This window comes from Candidatus Methanoperedens sp. (assembly GCA_027460525.1).
Lineage (GTDB): Archaea > Halobacteriota > Methanosarcinia > Methanosarcinales > Methanoperedenaceae > Methanoperedens.
The window spans coordinates 1-16,975 of the sequence record JAPZAS010000034.1 but is presented as its reverse complement, the minus strand read 5'-3'; the positions used below and the strand labels follow the sequence as shown (position 1 = coordinate 16,975).

Genomic DNA, 16,975 nt, shown 5'->3' with positions numbered 1-16,975 from the left:
TTTTCGCCAGTATTCACAAAGGAGGAAAATATATCAGTATATCTGGGGAAATGGGCTTCTTATTTTTTCATTTACGACTCTATTTGAGTTCGTTTCTGAAATCTATGGATGGACTATACCTATGTATCGGGCTTACTATGTACTAATAGCCTCCCTTGTTGCTATTCTGGGACTTGGGACAGTTTATCTTTTCAACAGGCGCGCTGGAAGATATTTAACTCTTTATTTTGCTGTAGTTATAGCCGTTTTAATAGTCTTAACCCTGAATGCCCAGGTGGATACCGGAAAACTGAAAGAAAGAACGGTAGGAGGCAGTGCCATGCCCGCCAGTGTCAGAACAATATCCCCATTTCTTACAATTCCCGGTTCCATCGCATTAATCGGCGGTGCGTTATATTCCTGGTACATTTCACGAAGAAAATATAACTTATTCATCGCATTAGGTGCCCTTCTGGTGGCATCTGGAGGCGGTCTATCCAGATTCGGCATGGAATGGGCGCTATACTTACTTGAACTGTTTGGCGTTGCTGTAATGTACATCGGGTTTATAAAAAGTGAAGATATAATAAAAAAGCGTGTTTAGATTTCATTTTCTTAAAAAACAATACCCTGCCGAATATGAAAACTTAAAGGGAAAACCGCTTAAATGAAAAAGAAGATAATTGGTTTATATAGACATACTTCGGAGAGAAGATTACGAGCAAGCTGTATAAAAAAATTTTAATAGCAACAGATGGGTCTGATTATACCAAAAAGGCGACAGCACATGCGATAGAAATCGCAAAGCTTTGCGGAGCAGATCTTCATGCGATTTATGTCGTGGACACAAGATATGGTTGTGGTACTGAATCCTGCATTCTTGCCGATACATCCCCTGAAAGGTTGAAGAGTATTTTGGGATGCCAGGGGGATACAGCCATAAAATATATCGAGAAATTGGCAAATAGAGAAGGTATCCATACTGAAAGATGGATAGTTGAGGGGAACCCGGCTGAGGAGATAGTGAGAGCTGCCAGGGAAAAAGGTATGGATATAAAGGATGCCGCATCCTTTGAGGCTGTGCCCGGACATGGCATCAGAGTGGTTATAGATGGGAAGGACGTGCTTGTAGGTAACCGCAGGCTGATGCAGATCAACGGTCTCGACACGGCGCATCTTGAGCAGAATATCCAGATCCTTGAGATCCAGGGCAAGACCGCAATGCTGGTTGCTGCAAATAAAACGGTTATGGGCATAATAGCAGTTGCAGATACCCTGAAGGAGAACTCAGCAGAAGCTGTGGCTGAGCTAAAAAAGATCGGGGTTGAAACGATAATGCTCACAGGCGATAACGAGAGAACTGCAAAAGCGATTGCACTGCAGGTCGGAATAGAGCGGGTTATTGCAAATGTTGCTTCCCGGAGAAAAGGCAGGGGTAATAAAGAAATTGCAGGCAGAGGGAAAGGTTGTTGCAATGGTAGGCGATGGCATAAATGATGCTCCGGCTCTTGCGCAATCGGACATAGGCATAGCAGTAGGCAGCGGCTCTGATATAGCAAAGGAGACAGGCGGGATAGTCCTGATTAAAGACGACCTCAGGGACGTAGTAGCAGGGATCAAGTTAAGTAAGGCCACGATGAAGAAAATAAAGCAGAACATGTTCTGGGCGCTTGGATATAATACAGCCGCCATACCTATAGCAGCCGTCGGGCTATTGAATCCGATAATTGCGGCGGCTGCCATGGCAATAAGTTCTCTCTCGGTTGTAGCGAACTCCGCGCTCCTTAAAAGATTCAAGTTCGAAAGGGCTGTCTGATTATTGACACGATTAGGTGTTCATGTATGTCATAAAAGCAAACGGTAAAAAAGAGGAATTCAACCTTGAAAAAAATCAGAGGTTCGCTTACAAGGGCGAGAGTTGACAGAGTAATTTCTGATGAGATCATAGAACCTAATTACGTTCAAATTTATAAATTATAAGTTATTAAAAATCGAAATCACAAGATTATGGACGAGAAACAAGAGTACTACTCACTGGTAAAAAATGTGTTTAAAATATTAGCTCCTTTTTATGATACTGTAACTATGCCCATCTCAAGAATAAGGGATACGGTAGTAGATTTTACTAATGCAAGAAATGGCTCAAGAATACTGGATGTCGGTACAGGAACAGGAAAGCAGGCATTTGCATTTGCGAAGAAGGGGTATGATGTTACTGGTATCGATTTGTCAGAAGCCATGCTCAAAGTCGCCGATAAGAAAAATAATTATGAAAATGTGAAATTTGCAGTAGCAGATGCTTCAAATCTGCCTTTTAAGGATAACAGCCTTGATGTTTCCGGTGTGTCCTTTGCCCTGCATGATATGCTTCTTCCTATAAGAGAAAAAGCATTGAAAGAAATGGTCAGAGTCACCAAACCAGGGGGAATGATAGTGATCGTTGATTATGCCCTGCCTGAGAACAAGATCGGTAGATTCTTGATTTATCACTTTGTTAAACTTTATGAGGGTAAATACTATATAGAATTTATAAAATCTGAGTTTGAAGCATTGCTCAGAAAATCTGGAATCGATATAACGGAGAAACTTCCTATATTGCTCGGGGGTGGAAGAATCTTAAAAGGAATACGACATTAAATTAAAGAAGGGAGAACAGAATCACAGATCACGTAAATAAACGAAGTTATGGATTAGGGTATACCTAAGTGCGGGTTTATTATAGTTACCATGCAGATTGGCAAGGACGCATGAATCTTATTTACTCGGGTCAGGCTCACCGGCGTGCCTGGATGAAAATTTTTATTTTTTCCAGAAATTCCTTTGAAGAATCCAGCGCAGTTCGTGCTTCTTCCTCATCCATAGCAAAATCCAGCCCGTAAATCGCATCGTGCCTGAATCTTCTGTATGAGTCAAGAATATTAGCTAAAGTCTCCAATTCCGGATACTCTTCCTTGAGATAAACAGGGATACATTCGTGGCTGCGCTCTTTTATACCGTCCCTGAAAAGGATCGCCCTTGCTGCATGAAACATGGCTGAATAACTCGAAATAGCCACAACTCTATAACGATGTATGGAAAGATTCGCAACAGCATCTTCGATATTGTTCGTGGAAAGCTTAAGGGAACGGAGGGCATTCTCCGTATCTGGCGATGTCCTTTTCAGCAGACCTTTCTGGAAACATTCTGCAAGCTTCATTTTAACCCGCTCCCGTAAAGCAGGATATGATTCGCGACAATTCTTTTATAGAATGCATCTCCTTTTTTTGCCATAGCTCTCCATTCTGATAATTTGAATACCGATATACTTACCTCTCTTTGCAGTTCTTCCTCCAATCTTTTGGCAGCTTTTATGAGGATTTCTTTCCTGGTGGGTGTCACTATCAGAAAATCCATGTCGCTTTTTTCGTCATAGCTCCCGTCTGCATAGCTTCCAAAAAGGGCAAGAGAGATTATATTCTGATCAATTTCAAGGAATGTTTCTTTCGGCTTCGATGACAGCACTAAAGTGATGCCGTATGCTTTTTTCAGAGGCGCAACCACGCTATTGTCAGAATCCAGCCTGTAAATATGGGCAAGCCCTTTTTCTTCCTTCGAAAGCATTCCGTCTTCCTCGAAGGACTTTACAGCATTGCTTACACTGGCAGGACTTACGTCAAGTACCCTCGCAAGCTGTTTTATGTGGAAAGAGGTATTTGGATTGGCCAGGAAATGAGCCAGGATTTTCCATTGCACATATTTTCTGAAGAGTTCAATCAAGTGAACCACCGTTCAATATATTAGACGCAAGTTCAGTATAAAAACCTATCTCCGCTTGTCTGCGTTTTTTGAGATAGGGATGTCTCGGACAAAGTCCGAGCATGTTGCTTGTGAAAGAGACCATACTGCACGACTGCGGCGACTGGAGAAGAACTGTGCGGGAGAAGCGGTTCTGCAAGCACATCGGCGCGCCGATATGTTCCCGTAGCAGCAACATTCCATTAGACCCGAACTCCTCGCGCGCACATTGATGTGATGGGCTTTTTTTGTGAGGAGAGAGGACGTGTAGTTTCTGGTTGGGGGCGCGATTCAACCAACAAACCCTAAATTACAATAAACCTCTTAATCCACTTAAATCTTCGACAATCTCTTCTTCCAGCCCCAGAACCTCCTCAATGAGCTTTTTCGGGTCTTCATACTCAATCTTTTCGATTTTCGAAGACTTGTATCTCGACGCTGAAATGTTATAATCATTCTTTTTAATATCTTCGATAGAGGCACTCCATGATTTTTCTGTCGTCTCCCAATTCCCATTTTTGAATTTTTTCCACTGCTCTATAAGGTCAGGAATATCATTCTGTTCTGTCGGATTTCTCTTGTCATCCAAACTGTAACCGTCAGCTTTCACCTCATAGAACCATACTTTCTCCGTCTGATCTCCTTTTCTGAATACCAAAACCGATGTTTTTACCCCTGCATATGGTTTGAAGCATCCAGATGGCAGAGATACTACAGCTTCAAGGCTGCATTTCTCCAGAAGCATCTTTCGTATTGCCATGTGAGACGAAGTCGTTCCAAACAACAAACCTTCTGGAACCACTACTCCACACCGGCCGCCATCATTCAGGGATTTGATCATATATCCCAAAAATAGAATCTCTGTTTTTGTCGAAATAACAGGAAGGCTGTCCTTTATCCTAGGTATATCAATGGAACCAGCAAAAGGAGGATTGGAAAGAATTACATCATATTTGGTATCGCTGGACTCAAATCCTTTAACGAGACTATCCTTATACCATACCTTGGATTTCTCTAGAGAGTGTAATAGCAGGTTCATAATGGCAAACCGAATCATTCTTACATCGTTGTCGTTGCCGTTAAGAGCCCTTGTTTGTAAAAACTCCCATTGAGAGTCTTTGAGTTTGTCTCCTGGTCCCCTTATGGAACCATTTTCTCTTCTTAAGAGTTCTGGAGAACTGCTCTTCGTTTTTATATGCTCATAGGCCATAACTAAAAATCCACCAGTTCCGCAAGCTGGGTCGTATATAGTCTCGCCAATTCTCGGATCCACCATATTTACGATGAACCGTATGATATGTCTCGGTGTAAGGAACTGTCCGTTTTTTCCTGCCGTTTTGACCTCAGAAAGCAAATATTCATACAAGTCACCTTTTACATCCGTATCCATTTCACGAAATTTGATTTCATCATTGATTATTCCGATGGCGTTCTGCAAAACTACGGGGTCCTGGATCATCAGGGCTGCATCCTTGAAAAGGCTCCCACCCAAAGGATTTATTGGTCCAAGTTTTCTCATAAAATCAAATACTTCGTCCCTTACAAATTTTAGAAGCTCAGGCCCAGTCTTATGATGCCATTCAGACCACCTATATTTTGCATTCTCACCATCAAAAACAGTGTTGTAGGGTGTCCCGGAGCGTCGACTCACCTTAGCCCTGACATCATCGTTCTCTTCCAGCATTTTTAAAAAAAACAGGTAACTGATCTGCTCTATGTAATCCACTGGGTTCGTAATCCCTGCAGCCCAAAAATAATTTGTAAGCCTTTTGATTGTTGATTTTGGTTCGCCGTTTAGCATTTCATTGATCTCCCAATTATAGAATTCATTCTGGAGTTATTCACAATACTTTCTCTAATTTTCATCATCTCCCGTGATGAGTAATTCGCAGTTTATAGTTTCACAGAGAAAAGTTGCATACCCGATGGTTAACGTAATAAATAAAATCGCATCTTCATTTTCCAGATCTCTTTTTTTACTTGTTGGATTTCCTGCATGGCGAATATTTGGATAATCGCTAGCAAATTTATACAATTTTTGTAGAGATACACAAACAGCATCATGTGGAAATAAATTTAACTCCCTACTGTTGTTCAAAGCTCTACCAAGAGTCTCATTAATATTTGTCCTATCTTTGACAATTTGTTCCAAAAGATTACAAGCTACTCTGATACAACTTTGTGGCTCGTTAGTTTCTCTTAATCTTGAAAGTGTATTCTCGAGTTCTACTAACATATCATTATTATGCGGATTTCCAGAAAGAGCTTTTTTAAGATGATTGATTTGACCTGCTAAAATACCATTGATTGTGAGTCTGAATTTACAATCATCAGTGATAATATAGCGTAGATTGTATGTAGAACAAAAATCACGTAGTCTATCCACATAAATATCAGAAATTCCAGTTTCAAATTCTTTCAAAACATCATAGAAACCTTCAAGAATGCCAATACAACTTGATTCAGAGGATATTTCATCTTTAGATATGGCTTTAAATATTTCTTTTGCTTTCAAAGGGTCTGATAAAACTTCATCATCCAATTCCCTTTGGGTTTTGTTCCAAAAATATCTGAGAAGTTCGATATATATATCATCGCGGGCATCTTTTCGTTTTTGAAGAGGAGTCCATATTTCACTATTTATCTGTTCCCAGTGAGATAAAACTGTACTGGAATATTTTTCAGTCATGCCACAATTTCTCCTCTAAATGCCTTCTGTACCAATCCTTGAAACATCTCTTCTATGTGCTCATTTGACTTATCTTGTTTTTTCCTTATGATTTCGAGTTTTTCAACCATCTCAGCGAACTTATTTTGAAGAGAGAAGGGCGGGACAATTATATTTGTTTCACGAATCTGCTGTAAGCTCAGATGAGGGTGTGTTACTCCTCGAGTAATCGAAACAAAATAATTTCTAAAATATTTAGTATTCAGTTGTGTTATCAAAAATAGTGGGTTAATATCACAATTTTCTTTTAATCTTACAATTGCAATATGTTGGTTGATATTTGCCTCTTTCAAATATTCTGGGAAAATTGTTGAGATACCAACATCTCCAGTAATCCTAATTAAAATATCACCTGGAATTACCTTAGACCTCTCCATCGAATTATGTGCTTCTTGACTAATATGCATAGAACCATTTAGAAAAATTCCATTTTGCTCTATGCATTCACTTCTAAGAAAAAGTATTCCCTCATCTTCCCATTTGTATCCATAGGTTGTTGGAGTTGAACCTTTTGTGGCTTTTTTTGAAGTATAATTATCAATTATATTTGTATCCCACCCCATGGGGTTGGCAACTGGGTCTCCAAACATCTTGACAAAGGTCGCCTCTAATATCCGCCCAGTTTTTTCATCAGCCTCTAATCGCTTCTTTTGTAGGATATCAACCTTGTCCAGTATTTCGACGATCTTGTTCTGAGTTTTGAGTGGTGGATGTAGGATTTTTTCTTCTTTCAAATATCTGTAATGCCGACTGTACCCTTTAGCTTCTATAGGTCGATTCAAAAGAAAATAATATAAAAATTTGGGTTCGAACAAATCTGTATCAGGCGATAAGACCTTGACGCCATCTGCTCCAATAACAAAAGGAAAATCAATAAATTTGAAAATCCGTGTATGATCTCCAAAAATGACAACTGGTAACTCGCCCTGATATAAATAATTTTTTTCATCTGTATAACCCGCAATTTTTTTTGACCCTGGTCAACAACTGGATATTTGCCAGAATTTTTATACACAGATTTTTTAAGTTTCTTAATATCTTGTTTGGGTTTTTTTATTGCTTTTGTTAAGGGTATGTATTCCCAACCTTCTGGTAATTCCATCTACGCCAAAACCTCCGTTGTCAACTCCGTGAATACATGGTCGAAAATATTGGGAAAGAGCTTTTCTCCCAGATCCAGGCCACCTTCTGTGGCAAGTGGTGGTTTAGCCAGATCCTCATAGGCGCATTTTCCTTTTGTAAGTAAGGTGTTTTTAATTAAAGTGAGGAAACGCACCTGCTCAGGAGTGAAGTCATGACTTATAATATAATTCTGGAAGGAACTGTTTATACGCTTTTCTCTATCGGGTAATTTTTCGATATCAAGAACGTGTTTTATAAAATCCAGAAGATGTGCAGTAGGCTGGTTATAGACATCCTGAAGAGCCTGTTCGGTGATGGTATAACCCTCCATATTTAGTTCTATCATGAGTTCCCTTATCTCTTCTTCGTTAGGTTCAATTCCTTTTTTTAGATTAATGAGGGAAGGATGATATTCAACGAGGCGTTTCATGCGTGACTCGAAATCGATTTGGTAAGATTTTATATCGACCTTTTCTTGACCGGGAGTGAAATATATCCATCCTCGTTCAATGATAATATCAGGTATATCTGCAACCTTGGGTTTTATCTTACCATATTTTGCCTTTTTTTCTCTAATTACACCACCGCTTGAACGGTATGCTGTAGGGTCATAACCTGGGTCATTAAAATAATCTGCGTTCCCTCCAAAATCATAGATTGTAAAATGAACTTTACCTATACGGTCGCAGGTACGGGTACCTCGCCCCCTCATTTGCTGATAGAGTATAGGGGAACGTATGGGTCTTACAAACACCAGGTTTTCAATCTCATCGAAATCGAAACCAGTATCAAGCATCCCAACGGATACAGCGATTAAGGGCATAGAATTCTCCTTGAATTCCTTTATTGCCATGTCAGGTCGTCTCGTGTCGGTTGTGATATCAATGGCAACATTATCTCCTATCTCAGAATAGGCGCGGTTGAAGATTTCTGCCAGGAGTGAAGCATGATTTTTAGTACATGCAAAAACTAAGGTTTTGGCAAGCTTAGCTTTGTCTTTAAATTCTTTGACGATTTTATCATTTCTTTCAGGGACAGTTACCTTTTTCTCCAAGTCTGATGGCAGGTAATCCTCACCATCCCAATGGAGGCCGTCTCGGGTAATCATCGTAGTTGCTTTAAAGATTTCATAGGGCACGAGAACTCCTTTTTCGATACCAAACTTTAAGGGAAAAGAGAAAGTAGGTTTTTCATCCTCACAATGAAAGAAGCGGTAGGTATTTCTATCGATATAATTGGCGGGAGTGGCTGTTAGGCCAATATGGATACCATCGAAATATAAGAGGGTTTCCCTCCACTTATTATAGATGGATCGGTGGCATTCATCGGTGATTATAAGATCGAATTCCCCAGGACTGAAGTCTTGGTAGTGATTTGCCATAGTATTGATTATTGATATGGTTATTACTGCTCCGGGTCGTTTTTCGCCTTTAGCGAAGATGTAGGTAGAATATTCTCGAAGGAAGTTTTTGAAAACACCCTCTGCCTGTGTAGCTAACGATTCCCTATCAACTACAAAAAGGACATGGCTAATCCATCCTGCTTGAAGAATGCGTTTTATAAAAGCTGCAATAGTGCGGGTCTTACCCGTCCCTGTGGCCATCTCTACAAGCATTCGTCGTTTGTGTTTTTTCAAGCCATCGGATAGGGCATGGATGCATCTACTTGGAAACTCCAATCTTTACCATCGGTTATTCCTCCAACTAAGGACGAATCTATTGGAATGATTTCTAAGTCTTTACGGTTTTCAAGAAGAACTCTTTTTCTTATGAGGTCATCCTGAGTCAGAAATGTCTTTACAGGGTGAGCGTCAAATCCAGTATCGAGCTCCCAGAAATAAAGTTCATCTCCATCGGTAAGGAAAACGAACGGAGCTCCCAAACCTTTGGCATACTCCTTAGCCTGCATCTTTGCAGAGTAAGGTTTTGTCCCTTCATCTTTAACCTCTATTACTCCAAGAGGTTCTCCCTTGTTGTCATTTAGAAGGATGTCTGCTCTCTTCTTACCAACTCTAACCTCTTCTCGAACCTGAGATTTATCGTGTGTTTTCCACCCTTTCTTTTCGAGTTCTTCATATATCCAGGGATAAATATCTTTTTCGACCAATCCAAGCCTCGGAAGTATAATGTGGTCTTAAGTATAAAAACCACTCGTTTAAATGAGCTATAGCAACACATAAAACGATCATCGTTTCTCTCCCTTTACCACCGCCCCCATCGCCACCGCCTGCCCGACCCGCGCCGTGTCCTTCATCGGCTGTACTATCCCGCATCGTGTAGTTCTCAACCGGAGTTCGTACGAGTTCGTATTAGTTCGCTGTTGATTTCGAGTACATGCACCGTTTTTCCATACCATGAGCTTGTTTCGGGGACATATCGGCGCCGGGAATTTAATATTTTTGAAGTGATATATGATGTGGTAGAACACGGAGCGCACGGATAACACTGATTGACACGGATGACAAAATATCCGTGCGTATCCGTTAAATCCATGTCATCCGCGTTCTATTCTTCGAACCTCGTCTCACCATAAAAAAGAAACGATCACCGTTTCCCCGCTCTCCCTGCCCCCCAGCCGCCTGCTCCAGTGTCTTTCATCGCCATTACTATCCCACATCCGATAGCTCTCAACCGGAGTTCATACGAGTTCGCTGTTGATTTTGAGTACACGCGCCGTTCTCACAGACCTGAGGTTGTTCTGGTAACATATCGGCGCCGCGAGATTAATATATTTTGAAGTGATATATGACTCGCAGTTGGCATTTTGAACCGAAAGCGCGCCGCATCGTCGATAGAGTTGACCAGCTCATGTCCCTCTGCGATAAGCTTGAAGCCGGACTCATGCGCTCGCAGGCGGACAGCGAGAGGTTGATGGAGGCGGTGGTGAGTGGGTGCTTGAGGAAAAATCGCATAATGAGAATATCAAATGAAAATAAAGAAAACATATATACGATATTAGTAATCTGTTAATATTGCATTAATATGGTAAAAGCGATAGTGAATATAAACGAAAGAGCCAACAGGGTATTAAATATAGTAAAAGCAAAACATGGTTTGAAAACCAAATCTGAAGCTATTAATAAAGTGGTAAGTGAGTATGGAAAATCACTTCTTGAACCTGAACTTCGGCCTGAATTTATCGAAAAAATCAAAGCAAGGCAAAAAGAGAAAACCGTTAAGATATCCAATTTTAGCAGCCATTACGGCTTAGATTAATATGTATTCTCTTGAAGTGAGGGAAAGCGTTGACCGGATATTCTCAAAACTCGCAAAGAAAAATCCGAAAAAGATGCGGATAATCGAGAAAAAGATAAAACAGATTTGTGAAAAACCTCTGCATTTCAAACCCTTAAGAGCGCCGATGCAGCATTTGCGAAGAGTCCATGTTGATAAAAGCTTTGTCTTAACCTATTCAGTCAATGAGCAAAATAAAGTCGTGATAATAGAAGATTATGATCACCACGATAAGATTTATTTATAGTAATTTTTGTTTTACAGCGCCGCATCGTCGCCAGAGTTGACCAGGTCATGTCCCTCTGCGCCGAGCTTTAAGCCGGACTCATGCGCTCGCAGGCAAACAGCGAGAGGTTGATGGATGCGGTCGTGGGGAGGATGCTGGCGGGGTAGCACTTTTGCAACAGACTGATTTATCTATAATAAATGAAATAATACAGTTAAGTGAATTAAATGGTTGTTGACATAAAGGAAGCATATAATCTCATGGAGTTTCTGAAGAAGCTAAAACCAGAAACCGGCGTGCATGTAGCTCGGCAAATGGTTGGAAAATTCAAAGGAATCATTCCAGAAGGAACAAGCAGCGTAGATTTTTTAAAGAAAGTTCGTGAAAGTCAATATGACTAAAATTTACATTGATACGAATATTTTTTTTAATGTCTGGAATGAGGAGATAGACCCAAAGAGCGGAAAAGAACTCTGGAGAAGTTCCAGGGATCTACTCGAAAAAATCGAAAGAAACGAATTTGAGGCAATAACCTCAATTACTACAATAATGGAAATAGTCCATGTTTTCAGGGTAAGGGGCAAGGATTATAACGAAGCTATAGAAGATGTCAAGAGACTGAATGTCAGTATTAATGCACCGGACTCCTGGGTTATGATCAAAGCGCTGGAATACCAGATGGAATATGAATTAGATCCTTATGATTCAATAGCTTTTGCAATTGCCCAAACCGCCGGATGTGAGATTTTCGTTACAAGGGATGATAAAATCATAAAGAACATAAGACCAAAAATGCGCGGCGCAAAGCCAGAAGAAATTTTGAATTAAACCTCAGATAAATCATTGTTTCAGCGCCGCACCGTCGCCAGCCCAGCTCATGTCCCTCTGCGAGGAGCTTGAAGCCGGACTCCTGCGCTCGCAGGCGGACAGCGAGAAGCTGATGGAGGCGGTCGTGGGGAGGATGCTGGCGGGGTAGTTGCTTCGGGAACGTATCGGCGCACGCCCCCCCATCGCCACCGCCTGCTCCACCCACACCAGATCCTTCATAACCAGTACTATCTTATCCCAGAGAGTATAGCTCTCTACCGAGTTCTTGAGCAGCTCGCCATACTTCTGGTACCTGCTTATCTCACAGTGAAAGGCGCAGGGTCTTCGATCAAGGTAGGGTCGTACCCCTTCATGTCCAAAAGTTTCATCACCCTGTTCCTCTCGCCAACGGTCGCCATCCTGAACCTGTAGCGCGCCTTCTAATAGAAAGGCTCAAGCTCCGTGAACACGAGCAGCAATGTATCATTCATACTCTTGCCCGTATATGCCTTCAAGGACATCATAACCAATACCCGATAGAAAAAATACAGCCTCCAAGACAGGAAAACATGGCAGCAGCAGCCACCGCGGCGAATGAGCGGCGCCGTCACCTGCTGGAGTGGATGAAGCGCTTTGATTTATATCGATAGTTAATAAAGTGTGAAAGTAATCCTGAAAAAAGAACGAATTGAACCTGTAATTAGATGCGGGGGATGGGATTTGAACCCACGAACTCCTTCGAGATTAGCCCCTGAAGCTAACGCCTTTGACCGGACTGGGCGACCCCCGCATTGAGGGTTACGACAATAATTTCAGCAGCAATGCCTTCTGGACATGCAGCCTGTTCTCAGCCTGGTCAAAAACCGCTGAGTTTGGCCCATCGACAACGTCCGCAGTGATTTCCTCGCCGCGATGGGCAGGAAGACAGTGCAGTACCATCACATCATGCTTGGCTTGTTCTAAAAGCTTGCTGTTGATCTGGTAGGGCTTGAAGTCACGCAGCCTCTGGTCGTATTCGTCCTCATCGCCCATGGAAACCCAGACATCCGTATAAAGGACGTCAGCTTGTTTTGCAGCTGTTGCGGGGTCATGAATGATACTAATCACTCCCCCAATTTGCTTTGCCCTATCTACAATCTCACTCTCTGGCTCATAACCTTCAGGACATGCGACTGTCATTTTCATGCCGGTCAGGGCACATGCAAGGAGCGCAGAATTGCAGACATTATTGCCGTCTCCTATCCATGAAAAATTAAGCCCCTTGAATTTGCCTTTGTATTCTCTTATCGTAAGAAGGTCTGCAAGGAGCTGGCATGGATGTTCAAGGTCGGACAGACCGTTTATAACTGGCACGGTTGCGTTCTCTGAAAATTCAACCAGGGTTTCATGTTTATACACCCTTGCCATGATTGCATTAACATAACACGACATGACCCTGGCTGTATCTGCGATTGATTCCCCGCGCCCGAGCTGAATATCCTTGTAATTCAGGAAAATTGCATGCCCTCCGAGCTCTGCCATCGCTACTTCGAATGAGATGCGGGTGCGTGTGGAAGATTTTTCAAAAAGCATGGCAAGCGTCTTATTTTTCAGGGCACCGGATGTTTTCCCTCTCGCCCTTTTTTCCTTCAAATCGGAAGCTGTATCGAGTAAATTAATAATATCAGTGTACGATAAATCTGCAAGAGATAATAGATGAGATGGCAAAATCAGGACACTCCATTGGTTATGCTACAATTGTAGATACCTATTTAAATTACTTTTGATAAAGTCTCACTATGTACTTACACGAAGGGAGTTGGTTATGAAACTCTATGAATACGCAGCCAAGGAAATATTTTCTGGATACGGTATCCCGGTTCCACGAGGAAACCTTGCTGTGAGCGCAGATGAGGCAGAGGAAATTACCAGAAAATTAGGGGATGTGGTCATCAAAGCCCAGGTTCTGGTGGGAGGGCGGGGAAAAGCAGGAGGCATAGCCAGAGCAAAAGACCCGCAGGAGGCAAACCGGAATGCACAGCGCATTCTTGGAATGTCAATAAAAGGATTGCCTGTAAAAAAGCTCCTTGTAGAGGAATATAAAAAACCACAAATCGAGATGTATCTTGGAATTACGCTCGACAGAAGAGCACGATGCCCGGTAATAATAGCGAGCTCAGAAGGCGGTGTCGATATCGAGGAGACAGCCAAAAAATCCCCTCAGAAGATTGTCAGGAAGCATATCAATCTGCTCACCGGGGTTCATGATTATCAAGCAAGAACACTTGCATATTCGCTGGACAGGAAGAATGCAACGGCAATCGCGGATGTGATAAAAAAACTCTACAGTGTTTTTATCGAGTATGATTGCACACTTGCCGAGATTAACCCGCTTGCTTTTGCTGCACAGGGGATATTTGCCCTGGATGCCAAGATGGTTATAGATGACAGCGCCCTTTTCAGGCAGAATTTTAAGGTGGAAGAAACCGGCTCACTTCAGGAGATTGCAAAGAAAAGCGGGATGAGTTATGTTGGTCTTGACGGGGATATTGGATGCATAGTGAACGGCGCGGGTCTTGCCATGGCGACGCTTGACATGATAAAGGTTAATGAAGGTAAGCCAGCCAATTTCATGGATGTAAGGGCGGGAGCAAGTGCAGAGCAGGTAAAAACAGCGCTCAGGATAGTATCTTCCAACAGGAACTTGAAAGCACTGATCATCAACATTTTCGGAGGTCTTACAAGGTGCGACGAGGTAGCACGAGGAATTATCGATGTGATCCCTGAAATAAAGGTTCCGCTTGTAATCAGGCTTGCAGGAACGAATGAGGAAGAGGGAAGGAGGATGCTTGAAACACATGGAATAATTCTGGCATCATCGACTGAAGAAGCAACAAAGGCGGTGGTTGAACTTGGGCATTCTGATAGATAAAGGCACGCGGCTTTTGGTGCAGGGGATTACGGGGCATGAGGGGTCGTTCCAGACAAAACAGATGATAGATTTCGGAACCAATATCGTGGCTGGTGTCACCCCGGGAAAAGGAGGCAACGAGGTGCACGGCATTCCTGTTTTTGATTCTGTAAAGGAAGCAGTTGGAGAGGCAAAAGCCAGCGCATCCCTTATTTTTGTACCGCCGGCATTCGCAGCGGATGCTATTTTTGAAGCAATAGATAGCAGGATAGAACTCATTGTATGCATAACAGAAGGGATTCCTGTGCATGATATGATGCGGGTTTGTGCGTATCTTAAAAACTCATCGTCAAGGCTTCTGGGTCCTAATTGTCCTGGCATTACCGTGCCGGGCGAATCAAAAGTGGGAATAATGCCGAATCCCATACATCTACCAGGGAATATCGGAGTGGTATCAAGAAGCGGGACGCTCACCTATGAGATAGTTGCCCTTTTATCAAAGAACGGGCTGGGGCAGTCAACTTCCTTGGGTATCGGCGGGGATCCGGTTAATGGAACATCGTTTGTGGAAGTACTGGAACTCTTTGAAAAAGACCCCAGAACTCATGCTGTTGTGCTTGTTGGGGAGATCGGCGGAACTGCGGAAGAGGATTCAATCGCCTTTATTAAGAAAATGAGTAAACCAGTCATAGGCTACGTCGTGGGTGTTTCTGCGCCGCCCGGGAAAACCATGGGTCATGCGGGTGCGATTATAAACGGCGGCGGTAGTGCGATTGAAAAAATAGCTGCCTTTGAGGGCGCGGGCATCACAGTGGCTAAAAGCCCTGGAGATATAGTACGGTTAGTAAAAAATTTAGTGTGAGTCAGATAGGTTCAATCATGTTGGAAAACAATAGAGTGTTCTCCCAATTCGACTATAAGTGAACCCAGATTCGTCAATTGTGCCCGTGCATGCATATTTTGACCACAAAAGATTTAAAAGGGTACTTACTATAAACGCAATGTAATCCATAACGGGATTAATAAGAGGGTGATGAAAATCGTCTTTAACTGCCTTGCGCAGGACAAAGGCGGTTTAGCGATGGCGATGGAACGGAATGTTCTGTCTTTAATTACTATATCACTCTTTGATGAACCCGACGAAAAGGATATTATCCTGGGTTCGTCAAAAAGCCGTAAAATCGGCATCTCGAAGGAGAAAAATTAAACCATATAAAAATATGGAGGAAAAGAATAATGAGTAAAAGAATAACAGCAGTTGCATTGGCAGTGTTGATGTTAGCATTAGCATTACCTGCAAATGCAGCAATACAGGCTACAAGCTTGGAGGTCCGTGGTGCAATTGCGGAACCGTCAACCACTGTGCCCTTCAGGCCAGGCGTTCTGGCTTCGGATATAAATGCCACATGGACACCGTATAACTTTGCAGGGTTCTACTACGACCTGAAAAACGATTTAGGAACAGAGACCCTTAGAATAGCTCCTGGCGATCTAGCAGGCAACAGCAGAACAATTCAACTGAAAGACCTCACTTATCAGACAGCCGGTCAGCCAAAGGGACTGTATGCAGTACAAAATGGCAAATCCGATGGATCTGATGGCGGTCCTCTTTCTAATGGACTTCAGAAGTTCGCCGCAGGTCAGATGTCGGCACTTGCGGGTTCGTATAATGTCGTGGGCTGGCAGGCAATGGCGTATGTGGGCGTAAAGAACCACAGCTACAAGCTTTCAAAGCTCATAATCGAGCAGCAAAACTCCTCTTCTGACAAGAAGACCATGACAGTAGGCGATACATGGGATATCGGCGGAGGCTGGACATTGACAGCCAACTCCATAGATGCCAAGGCATCACCGAGACAGGTCTGGCTCACCTTGAGCAAGGACGGCGTCAAGAAAGACGATAATGTAGTCCAGCAGGGTCAGATATACACCTACGTCGAGAAGAATATCGGCGGAGAATCTGACGTACCGCTGTTCTTAACATTCGTTGACAGCGTATTCGCAGGTGCGACCAGCGACATGGTGCAGCTAAGATACACATGGGCAATCGATACCTCAATCACAGAGCTTAAGGGTGGAGACGTCTACGGCGTATTCAAGGTACAGGCTACCGAGCCGATTATCTTGCAGAACACCGATAACACAGTGACCCTGAGCAGGGATACCAGGGTTAACCTGATGGGCAACATGAATTTCGTTACAGCAGACAGCGATAC

At 42.7% G+C, this 16,975-nt stretch carries 25 protein-coding genes and 1 tRNA gene; 14 read left to right on the top strand and 12 right to left on the bottom strand.

The window, feature by feature from the left end:
• The first annotated feature begins 121 nt into the window (after positions 1–121).
• From O8C68_12110 to O8C68_12095, 4 genes are all read left to right on the top strand, one after another.
• On the top strand, positions 122–583 hold the full coding sequence (locus O8C68_12110) for a hypothetical protein (GenBank protein MCZ7396535.1): 462 nt from the start codon (positions 122–124) through the stop codon (positions 581–583).
• A 140-nt stretch (positions 584–723) separates the two neighbouring features.
• The gene (locus O8C68_12105; GenBank protein ID MCZ7396534.1) at positions 724–1,476 is read left to right on the top strand and encodes an HAD-IC family P-type ATPase; all 753 of its coding nucleotides are present in this window, start codon (positions 724–726) and stop codon (positions 1,474–1,476) included.
• Complete coding sequence (locus O8C68_12100; GenBank protein ID MCZ7396533.1) at positions 1,388–1,795, top strand: HAD-IC family P-type ATPase; 408 nt, start codon at positions 1,388–1,390, stop codon at positions 1,793–1,795. The genes O8C68_12105 and O8C68_12100 overlap by 89 nt, the downstream gene beginning before the upstream one ends.
• A 191-nt stretch (positions 1,796–1,986) precedes the next feature.
• The gene (locus O8C68_12095) at positions 1,987–2,616 is read left to right on the top strand and encodes a methyltransferase domain-containing protein (protein MCZ7396532.1); all 630 of its coding nucleotides are present in this window, start codon (positions 1,987–1,989) and stop codon (positions 2,614–2,616) included.
• Between the two features lie 136 nt (positions 2,617–2,752).
• Here O8C68_12095 and O8C68_12090 read toward each other — a convergent pair whose 3' ends face one another.
• Together O8C68_12090 and O8C68_12085 are read right to left on the bottom strand one after the other, a co-directional pair.
• Positions 2,753–3,175 carry a HEPN domain-containing protein gene (locus tag O8C68_12090; protein MCZ7396531.1) on the bottom strand — a complete coding sequence of 141 codons (423 nt, stop codon included), beginning with the start codon at positions 3,173–3,175 and terminating at the stop codon, positions 2,753–2,755.
• On the bottom strand, positions 3,172–3,735 hold the full coding sequence (locus tag O8C68_12085) for a nucleotidyltransferase domain-containing protein (protein MCZ7396530.1): 564 nt from the start codon (positions 3,733–3,735) through the stop codon (positions 3,172–3,174). The genes O8C68_12090 and O8C68_12085 overlap by 4 nt, the downstream gene beginning before the upstream one ends.
• 101 nt (positions 3,736–3,836) lie before the next feature.
• Here O8C68_12085 and O8C68_12080 point away from each other — a divergent pair, with 101 nt between their 5' ends.
• Positions 3,837–3,986, top strand: a complete 150-nt coding sequence (locus tag O8C68_12080) for a hypothetical protein (protein MCZ7396529.1) — start codon at positions 3,837–3,839, stop codon at positions 3,984–3,986.
• A gap of 77 nt (positions 3,987–4,063) precedes the next feature.
• Here the strand turns inward: O8C68_12080 and O8C68_12075 are convergent, their stop codons facing one another.
• From O8C68_12075 to O8C68_12040, 8 genes are all read right to left on the bottom strand, one after another.
• Positions 4,064–5,554, bottom strand: a complete 1,491-nt coding sequence (locus O8C68_12075) for an N-6 DNA methylase (protein MCZ7396528.1) — start codon at positions 5,552–5,554, stop codon at positions 4,064–4,066.
• Positions 5,555–5,608: 54 nt separating this feature from the next.
• Entirely contained in the window at positions 5,609–6,442 is an 834-nt protein-coding gene (locus tag O8C68_12070) for a hypothetical protein (GenBank protein ID MCZ7396527.1), read from the bottom strand.
• A complete protein-coding gene (locus tag O8C68_12065) occupies positions 6,439–7,338 on the bottom strand; it encodes a restriction endonuclease subunit S (GenBank protein MCZ7396526.1) in 900 nt (299 codons plus the stop codon). Before O8C68_12065 ends, O8C68_12070 begins: the two co-directional genes overlap by 4 nt.
• Positions 7,260–7,583 (bottom strand): hypothetical protein, encoded by a 324-nt coding sequence (locus O8C68_12060; GenBank protein ID MCZ7396525.1) that lies wholly within the window; start codon positions 7,581–7,583, stop codon positions 7,260–7,262. Before O8C68_12060 ends, O8C68_12065 begins: the two co-directional genes overlap by 79 nt.
• The gene (locus O8C68_12055; protein MCZ7396524.1) at positions 7,584–9,218 is read right to left on the bottom strand and encodes a DEAD/DEAH box helicase family protein; all 1,635 of its coding nucleotides are present in this window, start codon (positions 9,216–9,218) and stop codon (positions 7,584–7,586) included. It abuts the gene before it with no gap.
• 17 nt (positions 9,219–9,235) lie between these two features.
• Complete coding sequence (locus O8C68_12050) at positions 9,236–9,709, bottom strand: type I restriction enzyme HsdR N-terminal domain-containing protein (GenBank protein ID MCZ7396523.1); 474 nt, start codon at positions 9,707–9,709, stop codon at positions 9,236–9,238.
• A 78-nt stretch (positions 9,710–9,787) separates the two neighbouring features.
• A complete protein-coding gene (locus O8C68_12045) occupies positions 9,788–10,030 on the bottom strand; it encodes a hypothetical protein (protein ID MCZ7396522.1) in 243 nt (80 codons plus the stop codon).
• 116 nt (positions 10,031–10,146) lie between these two features.
• Entirely contained in the window at positions 10,147–10,272 is a 126-nt protein-coding gene (locus tag O8C68_12040; GenBank protein MCZ7396521.1) for a hypothetical protein, read from the bottom strand.
• 75 nt (positions 10,273–10,347) lie between these two features.
• On the opposite strand from O8C68_12040, the gene O8C68_12035 reads away from it, so the two are divergent.
• The 5 genes from O8C68_12035 (at position 10,348) to O8C68_12015 (ending at position 11,890) form a co-directional block, all read left to right on the top strand.
• Positions 10,348–10,572 (top strand): hypothetical protein, encoded by a 225-nt coding sequence (locus O8C68_12035; protein MCZ7396520.1) that lies wholly within the window; start codon positions 10,348–10,350, stop codon positions 10,570–10,572.
• A gap of 12 nt (positions 10,573–10,584) precedes the next feature.
• On the top strand, positions 10,585–10,818 hold the full coding sequence (locus tag O8C68_12030; protein ID MCZ7396519.1) for a DUF2683 family protein: 234 nt from the start codon (positions 10,585–10,587) through the stop codon (positions 10,816–10,818).
• A 1-nt stretch (position 10,819) separates the two neighbouring features.
• Entirely contained in the window at positions 10,820–11,083 is a 264-nt protein-coding gene (locus tag O8C68_12025) for a type II toxin-antitoxin system mRNA interferase toxin, RelE/StbE family (GenBank protein ID MCZ7396518.1), read from the top strand.
• 206 nt (positions 11,084–11,289) lie between these two features.
• Entirely contained in the window at positions 11,290–11,463 is a 174-nt protein-coding gene (locus O8C68_12020) for a hypothetical protein (protein MCZ7396517.1), read from the top strand.
• Positions 11,456–11,890: a type II toxin-antitoxin system VapC family toxin gene (locus tag O8C68_12015; protein MCZ7396516.1), complete on the top strand. Its 435-nt coding sequence runs from the start codon at positions 11,456–11,458 to the stop codon at positions 11,888–11,890. Before O8C68_12020 ends, O8C68_12015 begins: the two co-directional genes overlap by 8 nt.
• Before the next feature lie 684 nt (positions 11,891–12,574).
• On the opposite strand, the gene O8C68_12010 is transcribed toward O8C68_12015, so the two are convergent.
• Positions 12,575–12,659 (bottom strand) — tRNA-Leu (locus O8C68_12010).
• 8 nt (positions 12,660–12,667) lie between these two features.
• Positions 12,668–13,576 carry an ornithine carbamoyltransferase gene (gene argF / locus O8C68_12005; GenBank protein MCZ7396515.1) on the bottom strand — a complete coding sequence of 303 codons (909 nt, stop codon included), beginning with the start codon at positions 13,574–13,576 and terminating at the stop codon, positions 12,668–12,670.
• A gap of 97 nt (positions 13,577–13,673) precedes the next feature.
• Between argF and sucC the strand changes: the two genes are divergently transcribed.
• The 4 genes from sucC to O8C68_11985 form a co-directional block, all read left to right on the top strand.
• Positions 13,674–14,780 carry an ADP-forming succinate--CoA ligase subunit beta gene (gene sucC / locus O8C68_12000; GenBank protein MCZ7396514.1) on the top strand — a complete coding sequence of 369 codons (1,107 nt, stop codon included), beginning with the start codon at positions 13,674–13,676 and terminating at the stop codon, positions 14,778–14,780.
• Entirely contained in the window at positions 14,761–15,621 is an 861-nt protein-coding gene (gene sucD, locus O8C68_11995) for a succinate--CoA ligase subunit alpha (protein ID MCZ7396513.1), read from the top strand. The genes sucC and sucD overlap by 20 nt, the downstream gene beginning before the upstream one ends.
• A 171-nt stretch (positions 15,622–15,792) precedes the next feature.
• The gene (locus tag O8C68_11990; protein MCZ7396512.1) at positions 15,793–15,966 is read left to right on the top strand and encodes a hypothetical protein; all 174 of its coding nucleotides are present in this window, start codon (positions 15,793–15,795) and stop codon (positions 15,964–15,966) included.
• 29 nt (positions 15,967–15,995) lie between these two features.
• The coding region (locus O8C68_11985; GenBank protein MCZ7396511.1) for an S-layer protein domain-containing protein at positions 15,996–16,975 on the top strand (980 nt) is incomplete at its 3' end.